Origin of the sequence: Vibrio algivorus (genome assembly GCF_030161215.1) — a bacterium.
GTDB classification, from domain to species: Bacteria; Pseudomonadota; Gammaproteobacteria; order Enterobacterales; family Vibrionaceae; genus Vibrio; species Vibrio algivorus.
Map to the genome: position 1 here is coordinate 16,269 of NZ_BSPV01000010.1, position 14,224 is coordinate 30,492.

At 41.8% G+C, this 14,224-nt stretch carries 13 protein-coding genes; 7 read left to right on the top strand and 6 right to left on the bottom strand.

Features of this window, described 5'->3' with window-relative positions:
* The 5 genes from murC to lpxC all read left to right on the top strand — a co-directional run bounded on the left by murC (position 1) and on the right by lpxC (position 5,929).
* Positions 1-1,467 carry a UDP-N-acetylmuramate--L-alanine ligase gene (murC, locus tag QQJ93_RS15100; RefSeq protein WP_089124902.1) on the top strand — a complete coding sequence of 489 codons (1,467 nt, stop codon included), beginning with the start codon at positions 1-3 and terminating at the stop codon, positions 1,465-1,467.
* Positions 1,468-1,605: 138 nt separating this feature from the next.
* A complete protein-coding gene (locus QQJ93_RS15105) occupies positions 1,606-2,382 on the top strand; it encodes a cell division protein FtsQ/DivIB (protein WP_089124901.1) in 777 nt (258 codons plus the stop codon).
* Positions 2,379-3,656, top strand: coding sequence for a cell division protein FtsA (ftsA, locus tag QQJ93_RS15110; RefSeq protein ID WP_089124900.1), 1,278 nt, complete (start codon positions 2,379-2,381; stop codon positions 3,654-3,656). The genes QQJ93_RS15105 and ftsA overlap by 4 nt, the downstream gene beginning before the upstream one ends.
* Positions 3,657-3,689: 33 nt before the next feature.
* The gene (ftsZ, locus tag QQJ93_RS15115) at positions 3,690-4,907 is read left to right on the top strand and encodes a cell division protein FtsZ (RefSeq protein WP_089124899.1); all 1,218 of its coding nucleotides are present in this window, start codon (positions 3,690-3,692) and stop codon (positions 4,905-4,907) included.
* Between the two features lie 98 nt (positions 4,908-5,005).
* Complete coding sequence (gene lpxC / locus QQJ93_RS15120; protein WP_089124898.1) at positions 5,006-5,929, top strand: UDP-3-O-acyl-N-acetylglucosamine deacetylase; 924 nt, start codon at positions 5,006-5,008, stop codon at positions 5,927-5,929.
* A 79-nt stretch (positions 5,930-6,008) separates the two neighbouring features.
* On the opposite strand, the gene QQJ93_RS15125 is transcribed toward lpxC, so the two are convergent.
* Complete coding sequence (locus QQJ93_RS15125) at positions 6,009-6,470, bottom strand: DUF721 domain-containing protein (protein ID WP_089124897.1); 462 nt, start codon at positions 6,468-6,470, stop codon at positions 6,009-6,011.
* A 298-nt stretch (positions 6,471-6,768) separates the two neighbouring features.
* Here QQJ93_RS15125 and secA point away from each other — a divergent pair, with 298 nt between their 5' ends.
* Positions 6,769-9,498 (top strand): preprotein translocase subunit SecA, encoded by a 2,730-nt coding sequence (secA, locus tag QQJ93_RS15130; RefSeq protein ID WP_089124896.1) that lies wholly within the window; start codon positions 6,769-6,771, stop codon positions 9,496-9,498.
* A gap of 73 nt (positions 9,499-9,571) precedes the next feature.
* On the top strand, positions 9,572-9,970 hold the full coding sequence (mutT, locus tag QQJ93_RS15135; protein WP_089124895.1) for an 8-oxo-dGTP diphosphatase MutT: 399 nt from the start codon (positions 9,572-9,574) through the stop codon (positions 9,968-9,970).
* Between the two features lie 418 nt (positions 9,971-10,388).
* Here mutT and yacG read toward each other — a convergent pair whose 3' ends face one another.
* From yacG to QQJ93_RS15160, 5 genes are read right to left on the bottom strand one after another with little or no spacing between them, the layout of a single operon-like run.
* Entirely contained in the window at positions 10,389-10,592 is a 204-nt protein-coding gene (gene yacG, locus QQJ93_RS15140) for a DNA gyrase inhibitor YacG (RefSeq protein WP_089124894.1), read from the bottom strand.
* Between the two features lie 44 nt (positions 10,593-10,636).
* Positions 10,637-11,368, bottom strand: coding sequence for a cell division protein ZapD (zapD, locus tag QQJ93_RS15145; RefSeq protein WP_089124893.1), 732 nt, complete (start codon positions 11,366-11,368; stop codon positions 10,637-10,639).
* 35 nt (positions 11,369-11,403) lie between these two features.
* A complete protein-coding gene (gene coaE, locus QQJ93_RS15150) occupies positions 11,404-12,027 on the bottom strand; it encodes a dephospho-CoA kinase (protein WP_089124892.1) in 624 nt (207 codons plus the stop codon).
* A gap of 3 nt (positions 12,028-12,030) precedes the next feature.
* Positions 12,031-12,924: a prepilin peptidase gene (locus QQJ93_RS15155; RefSeq protein ID WP_089124891.1), complete on the bottom strand. Its 894-nt coding sequence runs from the start codon at positions 12,922-12,924 to the stop codon at positions 12,031-12,033.
* Positions 12,925-12,966: 42 nt separating this feature from the next.
* Positions 12,967-14,199 (bottom strand): type II secretion system F family protein, encoded by a 1,233-nt coding sequence (locus QQJ93_RS15160; protein WP_089124890.1) that lies wholly within the window; start codon positions 14,197-14,199, stop codon positions 12,967-12,969.
* Between the last annotated feature and the right edge of the window lie 25 nt (positions 14,200-14,224).

The following is a 14,224-nucleotide window of genomic DNA, read 5'->3' on the forward strand; positions in this document are numbered from 1 at the left end:
ATGCTAACAAAACAAAACCCTAACCTATCTGAACTTCGTTCTATCGTCCCTGAAATGCGCCGTGTAAAGTGCATTCACTTTGTGGGTATTGGCGGCGCTGGCATGAATGGTATCGCTGAAGTTTTACTCAACGAAGGTTATGATATTAGTGGCTCTGACTTAAATGAAAATACGGTTACTGAGCGTTTAAAGTCCAAAGGGGCGACAATATACATTGGTCACCAAGCCTCTAACATTGAAAAAGCCAGTGTTGTGGTTGTCTCAACCGCTATTTCAACTGAAAATCCTGAGTTAGTTGCAGCCAAAGAGTTACGTATTCCTGTAGTGCGCCGTGCCGAAATGCTCGCTGAACTGATGCGTTTTCGTCATGGTATTGCTGTAGCTGGTACTCACGGTAAAACCACGACTACAGCGCTTGTGACGCAAATTTACTTTGAAGCTGGTCTTGATCCTACCTTTGTTAATGGTGGATTAGTGAAAAGTGCGGGTACTAATGCGCGCTTAGGTTCTAGCCGTTACTTAATTGCTGAAGCCGATGAAAGTGATGCATCTTTTCTGCATTTGCAACCTATGGTGAGTATAGTTACCAATATCGAAGCCGATCATATGGACACGTATGGTGGTGATTTTGAGACATTGAAGCAGACTTTCATTGATTTTCTGCATAATTTGCCATTTTATGGTCAAGCGATCATGTGTATTGATGATCCAGTAGTCAGAGAGTTGATCCCACGTGTTAGTCGCCAAGTTATTACTTATGGTTTCTCTGAGGATGCTGATGTACGGATTGTTAACTATCACCAGAAAGGGCAGCAAGGGAAATTTACCGTAGTACGTCAAGGGCATGCCGATTTAGACATTACGTTAAATATTCCAGGTAAACACAATGCGTTAAATGCTTCAGCTGCTATTGCTGTGGCTACTGAAGATGATATTGCCGACGATGCGATAGTACGCGCTTTAGTGAGCACTCAAGGTACTGGCCGTCGTTTTGACCATCTAGGTGAGTTTGATACTGGCAATGGGCAAGCAATGTTGGTGGATGATTATGGTCACCATCCGAGTGAGGTCGACGTTACGATTCAAGCTGCACGCTCAGGTTGGCCTGATAAGCGTTTAGTAATGATTTTCCAACCACATCGCTATAGCCGTACACGCGACTTATATGATGATTTCGCGAATGTTCTCGAAAAAGTCGATGTGTTGATTATGCTTGATGTCTATTCTGCAGGTGAGAAACCGATTGCAGGAGCAGATAGCCGTTCTTTATGCCGTACGATTCGCAGCCGTGGCAAAGTTGATCCAATATTTGTTGATTCATCAAATAAGCTACCGTCAACCTTGGCGAGTTTATTAGAAGATAATGATTTGGTTTTAACTCAAGGGGCTGGTGATGTTGGTCGTGTAGCAAAGAGCCTAGCTGATTTTCAGCTGAATATTGACAAGATGAAAGTCATTAGTGAGTAAAATAGCTGCAAGTTATCTTGGCACTCAAGCCTTGGGTCAGTATAATCCCTGTTAATTGTAGCTATTTTCAGGGATGTACCATTAGTTAACCTCAGATTATGGGCATTTAATGAATATTTTAGAGTCTAACTGCTCATTATGAATATAATCGCGGAAGATTTGGTTGAAGACGATATTCAATCATCATCGAAACAACATTGGGTCGGTGGTGTTTTTTTACTATTAGTCGTGATTGGTATCGGTACTTTAATTTATTCAACTTTTAGCTGGATGATCGATGATCAGCGTCTGCCTCTTTCGCGTTTAATGGTTGAAGGGGATTTACACCATGTAAGTCCTAAGCAGGTACAAGGAGCCTTAGCTGAGCTACCTCGTATGGGAACATTTATGACCCAAGATGTGGATCAGCTACAGCAAGTGTTACAAACTTTACCTTGGGTTGCTCAAATTTCGATCAGAAAACAATGGCCTGACCTCATTAAAGTCTATATTGTTGAATATAAAGCGATTGCGATTTGGAATGGTAACTCATTACTGAGCTCTGAAGGTCATATTTTTAACGGTCACCCGGAAGATGCGCCTGAAAGTACGGTGAACCTATACGGCCCCGAGGGCTCAAGTGAACAAGTCTTGTCAGTTTGGCAAAAAAGCACACAAAAGTTAAAGCCGTTAGGTCGTACTATTACATCTGTTGTATTAAATGATAGGCGCGCATGGCAATTAATATTAGATAATGGTATTCGCTTAGAGCTTGGTAAAGATGCTCGTGAAGATCGTTTGAATCGTTTTATTAAACTTTATAGCCGTTTAGGCGATAAAGTAGAGCAAATTAGCTACATCGATCTTCGATATGATACTGGGGCCGCCGTTGGTTGGATTCCAGATGATGATTCAGCACAAGAGAGAAATAAATGACGAAGACCGCAGAAGGTAACATAGTCGTTGGTCTTGATATTGGCACAGCTACTGTATCAGCGTTAGTAGGTGAAGTTCTTCCTGATGGACAAATTAACATCATTGGAGCAGGAACTAGCCCATCTCATGGTATGGACAAAGGTGGTGTTAACGACCTTGAATCGGTTGTAAAATCTGTTCAGCGCGCTATCGACCAAGCCGAATTAATGGCAGAATGCCAGATCACAAGTGTCTATCTTTCTCTTTCAGGTAAGCATATTGCTAGCCGTATAGAAAAAGGTATGGGAGCAATTTCAGAAGAAGAAGTCTCTCAAGAGGATATGGATCGTGTTATTCATACTGCTAAGTCGATTAAAATCGGTGAAGAGCAGCGTATTTTGCACGTCATTCCTCAAGAGTTCACTATTGATTATCAAGAAGGGATTAAAAACCCTCTTGGTTTATCTGGTGTTCGTATGGAAGCGAGTGTTCATTTGATTTCTTGTCATAACGATATGGCAAGAAATATCATCAAAGCGGTAGAACGCTGTAATTTAAAAGTGGAACAGCTGATATACTCAGGCTTAGCATCAAGTAATGCGGTTATTACTGATGATGAGCGTGAACTCGGTGTCTGTGTGATCGATATCGGTGCGGGTACGATGGAGTTATCCATCTGGACTGGTGGTGCGCTACGTCACACAAAAGTATTTTCTTATGCCGGTAATGCAGTAACAAGTGACATTGCCTTTGCATTTGGTACTCCTGTCAGCGATGCTGAAGAGATAAAAGTTAAGTATGGTTGTGCGCTGAGTGAGTTAGTAAGCAAAGACGATACTGTTAACGTACCAAGTGTTGGTGGTCGTCCTTCTCGAAGTTTACAACGTCAAACTTTGGCAGAAGTGATAGAACCCCGATATACTGAGCTTATGGGTATGGTTAATCAAAGTATTGATTCTGTGCAAGCAAAGTTACGTGAAGATGGAATTAAACATCATTTAGCGGCAGGTATTGTACTAACTGGTGGAGCATCACAAATTGAAGGGTTAGTGGAATGTGCAGAACGGGTATTCCGCAACCAAGTAAGAATTGGTAAACCCCTAGAAGTCAGAGGGTTAACTGACTATGTTAAAGAGCCATATCATTCAACGGCGGTTGGATTATTACATTACGCCAAAGACAGCCAGTTTTATGATGAGGGTGAATATCAACACACAGCACCAAAGCAGCGCTCTGGTAGCTCGTTTACTGATATCATTCAAAAGCTACGTAATTGGATACAAAAAGAGTTTTAACCTGAGGCGAACAGGAAGAAACGGAGAAAACACATGTTTGAACCGATGATGGAAATGTCTGACGATGCTGTAATTAAAGTCGTTGGAGTTGGTGGCGGTGGCGGTAACGCTGTAGAACACATGGTGCGAGAGTCCATCGAAGGGGTGGAATTCATCAGTGTTAATACGGATGCCCAAGCGCTACGTAAAGTAAGTGTCAGCAATGTTATTCAAATTGGTGGCGATATCACTAAAGGTCTAGGTGCCGGAGCAAACCCTCAAGTAGGTCGTGACTCAGCATTAGAAGACCGTGAAGCGATTAAAGCTGTTTTAGCTGGCGCAGATATGGTGTTCATTGCAGCTGGTATGGGCGGTGGTACTGGTACTGGTGCAGCACCTGTTATTGCAGAAGTGGCTAAAGAGCTTGGTATCTTAACTGTAGCGGTTGTGACTAAGCCGTTTAGTTTTGAAGGTAAAAAGCGTATGGCTTTTGCTGAGCAAGGTATTGAAGAGCTTTCAAAGCATGTTGACTCTTTGATCACCATACCAAATGAAAAGTTACTGAAAGTACTTGGCCGTGGTATTACATTGCTTGAAGCATTTGCAAAAGCGAATGATGTACTTCGTAATGCTGTACAAGGTATTGCTGAGCTGATTACTCGTCCAGGTATGATGAATGTTGACTTCGCCGACGTACGTACGGTGATGTCTGAAATGGGACATGCCATGATGGGGAGCGGTGTCGCTACTGGTGAAGACCGTGCGGAAGAGGCTGCTGAAATTGCTATTTCAAGTCCATTACTAGAAGACATCGATCTTGCAGGTGCACGTGGCGTATTAGTTAACATCACTGCTGGCCTAGATATGCGTTTAGAAGAATTTGAAACTGTAGGTAACACAGTTAAAGCATTTGCTTCAGATAATGCAACGGTTGTTATTGGTACTTCTCTTGACCCTGATATGAGTGATGAAATTCGTGTAACCGTGGTTGCAACGGGCATTGGTAACTCACATCAGCCTGACATCACTTTAGTTAAAGGTGGTTCAGCAAAACCAGTTTCAACGCCTCAACCTGCAGTACAGGCGCCAGTTCAACAAACAGCTAAGCCTGAAGATGAAGCTCCACAGCCAATGCTTCGTACTAACAAAGCACCAGCGACAAGTTCTTCATCAAGCGCTTCAAATGAAAATTCAAATACGGTGAAAAAGCCGGATGAAAATGACAGTGGTTACCTTGATATCCCTGCATTTTTAAGACACCAAGCTGATTGAGTTTTGCACAATTAGTTGAAATGTGTCTAAAATGTGATAAGATATCTGACCAGTCAGGTATTGGCTGCGATATGTAGCGTAAATTAGAGGCAAATTAGATGATCAGACAACGTACATTGAAAGAAATGGTGAAAACGACTGGTGTGGGTCTCCACTCTGGACGTAAAGTCACGCTTACGCTACGTCCTGCACCAGCTAATACCGGTATAATTTATCGTCGTACAGATATGAATCCACCTGTGGATTTTCCTTCTGATCCAAACTCAGTACGCGACACAATGTTGTGTACTGCGTTAGTGAACGATGAAGGCATTAGAATTTCTACCGTTGAGCATTTAAATGCTGCTCTAGCGGGGATGGGGATCGATAACATTATCATCGAGGTAGATGCACCTGAAATTCCAATTATGGATGGCAGTGCTAGCCCGTTTGTATATTTGCTGCAATCAGCAGGCGTCGAGACTCTAAACGCACCAAAACGTTTTATTCGTATTAAAAAACCAATTCGTATCGAAGACGGTGATAAGTGGGCAGAGCTTGTTCCTTATGATGGTTTCCGTATGGATTTTGAAATTGAATTTGATCACCCTGCTATCGATTCTGAACAACAACACATGTTGTTTGATTTCTCTTCACAGGCGTTTATTAAAGATATTTCTCGTGCTCGTACTTTTGGTTTTATGCGCGATATCGAATATTTACAGTCACAGAACCTATGTTTAGGTGGGAGCTTTGACTGTGCGATCGTTCTTGATGAATACCGCATCTTGAATGAAGAAGGCTTACGTTTTAGTAATGAATTTGTTACGCACAAAGTATTAGATGCCATTGGTGATTTATACATGTGTGGTCATAGCATTGTTGGTGAGCTTCGTGCTTATAAAACAGGCCATGCTTTGAACAACCAGTTACTGCGTGCTGTTCTAGCTGACCAAGAAGCTTGGGAATGGGCAACGTTTGAAGAAACAGCCGGTTCACCTGTTGCATTTGGTGAAGTTATGCCGAATACAGTATTAGCTTAAGATTGAATTAAGCATTGAAAAAGCCAGGCTGAAAAGTCTGGCTTTTTTATTACCTAAAATTTATCAAAACAAGAGAAAGTTATTTGCTTTTTGATTGGGCAAGTTTCGCTAGGCTTTCCATTCGCTGCTTCAGCTTCGGTGGCGCTAAAGAGGCGGCCATTAGAATAGATTGAGCCGCTTCCTCACTTAAAGCGTGTTGCTTATAAGTCACTTCTTTTTCTTGGAGTGATTCACTGCGATATAGCTCAGGGTTTACTTTAAATTCGATTCCAGCCAAACGAGAAAATCCTGCTGCTCTTAGCTCAGATAAAATCCTGATTCGCTCATAGTTGAGTTTCATTTGGAAAGAAGCATTCGCCACTTCGATCAGTAGTTGGTTTTGTCGAACATTGGCCGCTCGACAATGAGCTAATAAATTCTTCGGCAAGATACTTTTTAGTGCTTGGTTGATCGATAAAATTTCAGAAACATGCTGAGAAAAGGCCTTTAACTGGCTATCACCAATCAGGTCTTGTGTTAGTTTTGGGCGGTGGTCTCGCATAAAATATCTCATCATATTAAAGCTTAATCGTAATATTATGCGTTATGAAAAATTATTAATGTCAAAAAATACTATTTTTGATCAAAAATAATGAGGATGAACGCAAACAACGGTGTTTGTAGATAGAAGATAGGCGCATAATCCCATACTATATAGTCACTTGTCTTTTAGTCTTGAAAATGGGCTTGATTGGCACCATATGACAAGTAGACCAAATTTTATCTCAGTATTCTTAGAATTAAACTGTGAGAAGCTGAAAGCAGAGATCCGAAAGATCAGGAAGAGAGATTCGTAAATAATGTTAACTAAGTTACTGACTAGTGTCATCGGCAGCCGTAATGATCGAACGTTACGCCAGCTGAGAAAAATCGTGAATCAAATTAATAGCTTTGAACCAGAATATGAAGCATTAACTGACGACCAACTTCAACATAAGACCATTGAGTTTCGTGAGCGTTACACCAATGGTGAATCGTTAGACAAACTATTACCAGAAGCTTTTGCAACGGTACGTGAAGCGTCAAAGCGTATTTATGGCATGCGTCATTTCGACGTTCAGCTTATTGGTGGTATGGTCCTTAACGCGGGTAAAATCGCCGAGATGCGTACTGGTGAAGGTAAGACTTTAACCGCGACTTTAGCGGCTTACCTCAATGGTATCTCAGGTAAAGGCGTTCATGTTATTACCGTGAATGACTACTTAGCAAAACGTGACGCTGAGACTAACCGCGAGTTATTTGAATTCTTAGGGATGACGGTTGGTATTAATGTACCAAACATGATCCCATCTCAGAAAAAAGCCGCTTATCAATGTGATATTTTATACGGAACGAATAACGAATTCGGTTTTGACTACCTGCGAGATAACATGGCGTTTCGTCCAGAAGACCGTGTACAGCGTGAGCGTTTCTTTGCAGTAATCGATGAAGTCGACTCAATCCTGATCGATGAAGCACGTACACCACTGATTATTTCAGGTCCAGCAGAAGACAGCTCAGAACTGTACACTCGCATAAATACTTTAATTCCATATCTAGAGCGTCAAGACGAAGAAGATACGGAAGAGTATCGTGGTGATAAGCACTACACTATTGATGAGAAAGCTAAACAAGTACACATGACTGAAACTGGTCAAGAGTACGTTGAAGAGCTACTGATTAAAAATGGCTTAATGGAAGAAGGTGATACACTATATTCTCCTGCTAACATTAGCTTATTACACCACGTTAATGCGGCACTTCGCGCTCACGTGTTGTTTGAAAAAGACGTTGATTACATCGTTAAAGATGATGAAATTATCATCGTTGATGAGCATACTGGCCGTACTATGCCGGGACGTCGTTGGTCTGAAGGTCTTCATCAAGCTGTAGAAGCGAAAGAAGGCGTTAAGATTCAAAATGAAAACCAAACTTTAGCGTCGATTACCTTCCAGAACTACTTCCGTTTATATGAGAAACTTTCTGGTATGACAGGTACAGCGGATACTGAAGCGTTCGAATTCCAATCTATTTACGGCCTTGATACCGTGGTTATTCCAACTAACCGTCCAATGATTCGTAATGATATGCCAGACGTCGTGTATCGCACCGAAAAAGAAAAATTTGATGCGATCATTGAAGACATCAAAGAGCGTGTTGCTAATGGTCAGCCGATCTTGGTAGGTACGGTTTCGATTGAAAAGTCTGAACTACTTTCTAATGCGCTAAAAGCAGCCAAAATTAAGCATAACGTTTTGAATGCTAAGTTCCACGAACAAGAAGCTGAAATCGTTGCTCAAGCGGGTACTCCTGGCGCGGTTACCATTGCAACTAACATGGCTGGTCGTGGTACCGATATCAAACTAGGCGGTAGCTGGGAAAATCAAGTTGAAAAACTAGAAGAATCTCAAGGTACTCCTGCAACTGAAGAGCAAATCGCACAAGTTAAAGCTGAATGGCAAAAAGTGCATGATGCAGTTCTAGAATCTGGTGGTTTGCATATCATTGGTACGGAGCGCCATGAATCTCGCCGTATTGATAACCAGCTACGTGGTCGTTCTGGTCGTCAAGGTGATGCTGGTTCTTCTCGCTTCTATTTATCAATGGAAGATTCACTATTACGTATCTTCACTTCTGAGCGCATGGCTGGCTTGATTCAGAGCGGTATGGAAGAAGGTGAAGCGATTGAAAGCCGCATGCTATCTCGCTCGATTGAAAAAGCACAACGTAAAGTAGAAGGTCGTAACTTTGATGTACGTAAACAGCTACTAGATTACGATGATGTAGCGAATGATCAACGTAAAGTGGTGTATGAACTTCGTGATGAGTTAATGGCATCTGAAGACATCAGTGAAATGCTTGAGCAGAACCGTACTGATGTTTTAAGCTCGGTATTTGAGCAATACATTCCACCTCAATCTCTTGATGAAATGTGGGATGTAAAAGGCTTAGAAGAGCGTTTGCAAGCTGATTTCGACTTATCATTACCTATCCAAACTTGGTTAGATGAAGATGACAAGTTATATGAAGAAGTATTGCTTGAACGTGTGATCAGCGAAGCTAATGCTATCTATAAGCAAAAAGAAGAAGCTGTCGGTGTGGAAGTACTACGTAACTTTGAACGCCAAGTAATGCTGCAAACACTCGATAACTTATGGAAAGAGCACTTAGCAGCGATGGATCATTTACGTCAAGGTATCCATTTACGCGGTTATGCCCAAAAAGATCCAAAACAAGAGTTTAAGCGTGAATCGTTTGAACTATTTGGTGAGTTGCTAGATAGCTTGAAGTTTGATGTGATTTCTACTCTGAGCCGTGTTCGTGTTCAACAGCGTGAAGAAGTTGACCGTATGGAAGAACAACGTCGTATTCAAGCAGAAGAAGCTGCACGTAATCAGCAGTTCCAACATGAATCGGCTGAAGGCATGGAAGAAGAAGGCGCTGATGCACCAAATCAACCAAGTGTTCGCGAAGAACGTAAAGTTGGTCGTAATGAGCCTTGCCCATGTGGATCTGGTAAAAAGTATAAACAATGTTGTGGTAAGATCTAACCATTATATTGAGTAATGAAATAAGGCCGCAGCGATTGCGGCCTTTTTATTGGTGAAAGCCAAAGGAAGAAAAATGAAACGAGTTCATATTGTTGCCGCAATTATTTTAAATGAGCAGCAAGATCAAATATTTATTACTAAACGTCCTGAAAAGCTACATAAAGGTGGATATTGGGAGTTTCCCGGGGGGAAGGTCGAGTTAGGAGAGTCCGCTGAGCAGGGCTTGATTCGAGAGTTACAAGAAGAAATTGATATTACTGCCACCGAGATGTCGTTGTTTGAACATTTCGATTTTGATTATTCCGAAAAAAGTCTGACTTTTGATTTCTTTGTGGTGTCGGCTTTTGAAGGTAAGCCATACGGTAAAGAAGGCCAACAAGGAAAGTGGGTCGCGGTCGGAGATTTGAACGACTATGCCTTCCCAGAAGCAAATGTACCGGTGTTAGAGAAGGTTATTACGCGTTTCTTGTAAAAGCCGATTCGAGTTTCGTTGCTTGGGCGCTACGCTGCTCGTTTCTAAAAAAGCAGAGCAGAGGTGCGGGGACGCTCTACTCGAGAGCCGAAAAGCGGATTATTGTTCGTAATCCGCTGTTTCACTTCTTGTGGCTAGGAAAAGAAAGCGAGTACCTAGTTTCGGGAGAATACATTAACTTAAACGTCATCCTGAAAAGCGACGTAGGAGCGCAGTTCAGGATCTCCTACCACAATTTGAGTCTCAACATTCGGTAGGAGATTCCGTATCTTCTTCGCCTAGGCTCATGTACCGAATGACGTTATTTGTGTTCGAGAAACAAAATTCAACTCTGCTTTCCTAGCAACTAGGGATTTGAAACTAGGAGCTGTCTTTCCCGAGAAACGAGCAGCAAAGCGTCCTAGTAACGAAAACCCTCTTAACTTTCCGACCACCCATCAGAATCTGACATATCAGGTGCCCCAGGAATGGCTTTTTCTTCATCTGCCCATTCACCAAAATCAATCATTTGGCATTGCTTGCTACAAAAAGGACGATAAGGACTCATTTCTCCCCACACAACTTCAGTTTGGCAAGTTGGACATTTAACTACGGTAACTTTTTTGGATTGTGTTTGTGTCATATTGAGGGATAACCTGAGATTGGAATTTATGTATTAAGCGAATTTTAGCAGACTGCCAGCTTAAACTCGACATCTTGACTATACGCCTTTGCGGTTTCAAAACTTATAAATTTAACTACAAAGCGGTTCTTATGGCCGGATATCATAGGGTAGATCCCCAGTTCTGATGGGATTTCTAAGCGTAGAATATTGGCATCATTGGCATCACTTTGAAAAAATCCATTACGTGCAATCTGAGATTTGAAATGACCGTTGCCACGTAGTAGCTTTAGCAGTAATTCAAGTGCGTGATGTAGTGGCGTTAAGGTAGAAATCCATTTATCGACATCCAATAAACGTTTATCTAACGGTAAGTTTTGCCAATAGTGCAGCGAAGGTAAATCGAAGCAACAGTGGCCACCGGGCAAATTAAAACGCTGTCGAATGGCACTTAAAAATCGATCTTCTTTTAGTGATTGGCCAAAGCGTTCTGAGGTCATAACTTCACGGAAGCAAGAGTCGAGTTGCGTTAGGATATTATCTAATAGAACTTGATCGACACCGGGTACATTAGCCCATGCCTTGACGGTGATTTTCTGTTTTTCAAGCTCTTTAGTGATTTCAGATTTAACATGGATTTGCTCAAACAGATCCATTAAATCAAACAGCGAACGGAACAAAATCTGATCATCCAGCGGAGATGCAAACTTAGCGGATTTATGCAACTGGGCCATTAGAGTTTCAACTCTAAGGTAAATTCGTACTTTTTCGGTTAATGGATGTTCGAATTTAAGCATAATGCCTTCAGGTGATGGAGATACTTGTTCTATTTTTACAGAAAACTACCCGATAATACTAGGTACTTTTTGTGTAAAACTGTGACTTGAGATAAAAGTTCTTGTTTGGCCTGCTCCGTTAACGGGGCATCATTGTTAATCACATCATCGGCTGCTGATAGACGTTGCTCTCGTGATGCTTGAGAGGCTAAGATTGAATGAACTTGCGCCTCTGGCACGCCATCACGTTGGCAAGTGCGAGTAATTTGCGTTTCAGGCTTAACATCCACTACCAGCAAACGATTAATCATGGTTTGCCAATTATTTTCTACTAGTAACGGTACCACCAGTAAAGCATAGTCCGAAGTCACTTTAGTTAGTAGTTGTTTAATTCGTTGACGGATCAGTGGGTGGAGTAAATTATTGAGCCACTCTTTCTCACTGGGATGATTGAAAATACGTTCTCTTAAGGCCGATCGGTTAAGCTGCCCATCAAGCGTTAATATCTCTTGACCAAAATGTTCAGTAATCGCTTTTAATCCTGCGCTTTTCGGTTCGACGACTTCTCTTGCCACAATATCAGCATCGACAATATTAATTCCAAATTGATCGTGGAATAGGTTAGCGATAGTGGTTTTACCGCTGCCAATGCCCCCCGTTAAGCCAACTATCATCGTCATCGTTTACATTCCTAGCATATTAGTGAGATACCAAGACGTTAAGTCATTACCCCAGATTAAGCAAAACCAACCCGCAATCGCAAGGTAAGGGCCAAATGGGAAAGCTTTCTCTATACCTTTCTTTTGTAAACGTAGTTGAATAATGCCAAAAATTAATCCGACGACTGAAGATAGCAATATGATTAAAGGTAGTTGCTGCCAACCAAGCCAAGCACCGAGAGCCGCTAATAATTTAAAATCGCCATAACCCATGCCTTCTTTGCCAGTGAGTAACTTAAATGCCCAGAAGATAGACCATAAACATAGGTAACCAGTCATTGCGCCAATAACGGCATCTTTCAGTGATATCGGGCTAATCTCAAACAAAGACAAAGCCAAACCAGCCCACATTAAAGGTAGTGTCAGCTGATCGGGCAGCAACATAGTATCAAGATCGATAAAGGTGGCTGACACTAGAGTAAAAGTGAAAAACAGTAATGCAAGACCATACCAATCGGCGGAAAAATTAACGCCAATTACCACGCATAAAATAGCGGTAAGTAGTTCGATAGCGGGATAACGAAAACTGATCGGGTTAGAACATTTGTAGCACTTGCCTTTGAGCATTAACCAGCTAATCACTGGGATATTATCTAGCGCACGAATTTGTGTATCGCATTTTGGGCAACGTGAACGCGGTACATTGAGATTAAATGGCTTCTTAAGTTCGCTCAGTTCTTGTTTGATCTTTGGATCTTTTTTTAGTTGCGGGAAAAACTCGATGCATTCTTGCTTCCACTCTCGCTCCATCATAATGGGTAAACGATGGATCACTACATTTAAAAAACTGCCAATTAATAAGCCAAAGATACCAGCCGCAATTGGAAATAGAGCTGGGTAATAATCAAAGATCACCATGAGATACGACAATGTCCAATAATCAAATAAATAATATGGGTTTTAGAATACACTAACTAGCTTAAAGATTGGCAGATAAAGTGACACAACTAAGCCACCCACAACAACGCCAAGAAAAACAATAATCACAGGCTCAATAATCTTTCCTAGGTTATCGACGGTATTATCGACTTCAAATTCATAAATTGCCGCCACCTTGTTCAGCATATCATCGAGGTTACCAGATTCTTCTCCTATCATGACCATTTGCAAAACCATTTCAGGGAAGGCATCAGCGTTACGCATCGCAATGTACATTGGCATACCTGCGGCGGTATCTTTATGCACTTGTTCAATAGCAACTTGATAGTGCAAATTGCCGGAAGTTTTGGCCGTTGTCAGTAGGCTAGTTAAAATTGGAATACCCGCGCTAAAGCTGGTGGCTAATGTTCGGCTAAATTTGGCAATTGCTGCCTTAGAGAATACCCCACCAAGTACCGGCATATTGAGCGCTAAACGACTGGTTTTAAGCCTAAAAGTAAAGGATCTTTTTCGGGCTTCTTTCATCGCAAAGATAAAGCCAAACAAGGCGAGGATCATGATAAATAAATAGCTTTGAATAAAGTGAGATAAATGGATTACTTGTTGAGTAAACCAAGGAAGCTCTGCGCCAAAACCCTTAAACATAGCTTCAAATTCAGGGATCACCATGGTTAACATTAGAATCGACACGCTGGTGGCAACCAAAATAACCATCGCAGGATAGATCATTGCTTTGATTACCTTTGAGCGTAATTCTTCACTCTTTTCACGATAAGTTGCGAGGCGATCAAATACATCGGCTAGGTTACCCGTTTGTTCACCAGTAGCCACAAGATCGCAGTAGAATTCATCAAAGAAAGGGCTACTAGCCAGCATGGCTTTGGAGATTGGAGTACCCGCTTCTACCTGAGTACAAATCTGTGAGAGAACCGATTTCATTTCGGCTTTACGTTGACTATCTGAGATCAATTTGATCGCCTGAACGATCGGAACGCCGGTGCCGAGCATGGTGGCTAACTGTCTGGTAAGTACCGTAATATCTTTACGTTTTACCTTGTGACTCATTTTGGCGAAGATCGACACACTACGACGTTTGAGCTTCTTGATCTGGACGCGTTGTTCTTTGAGTTTGGCGCGCACCTCAACTTCGTTTATCGCCAACATTTGCCCTGATACTTTTTTGCCAGAGCTATTTACCCCACGCCATTGAAAGTTTTTTAAAGCTGGCGCTTTGAGAGTCGATGCTTGTGCCATGAGATTCTGTCCTTGTTTGGCATTC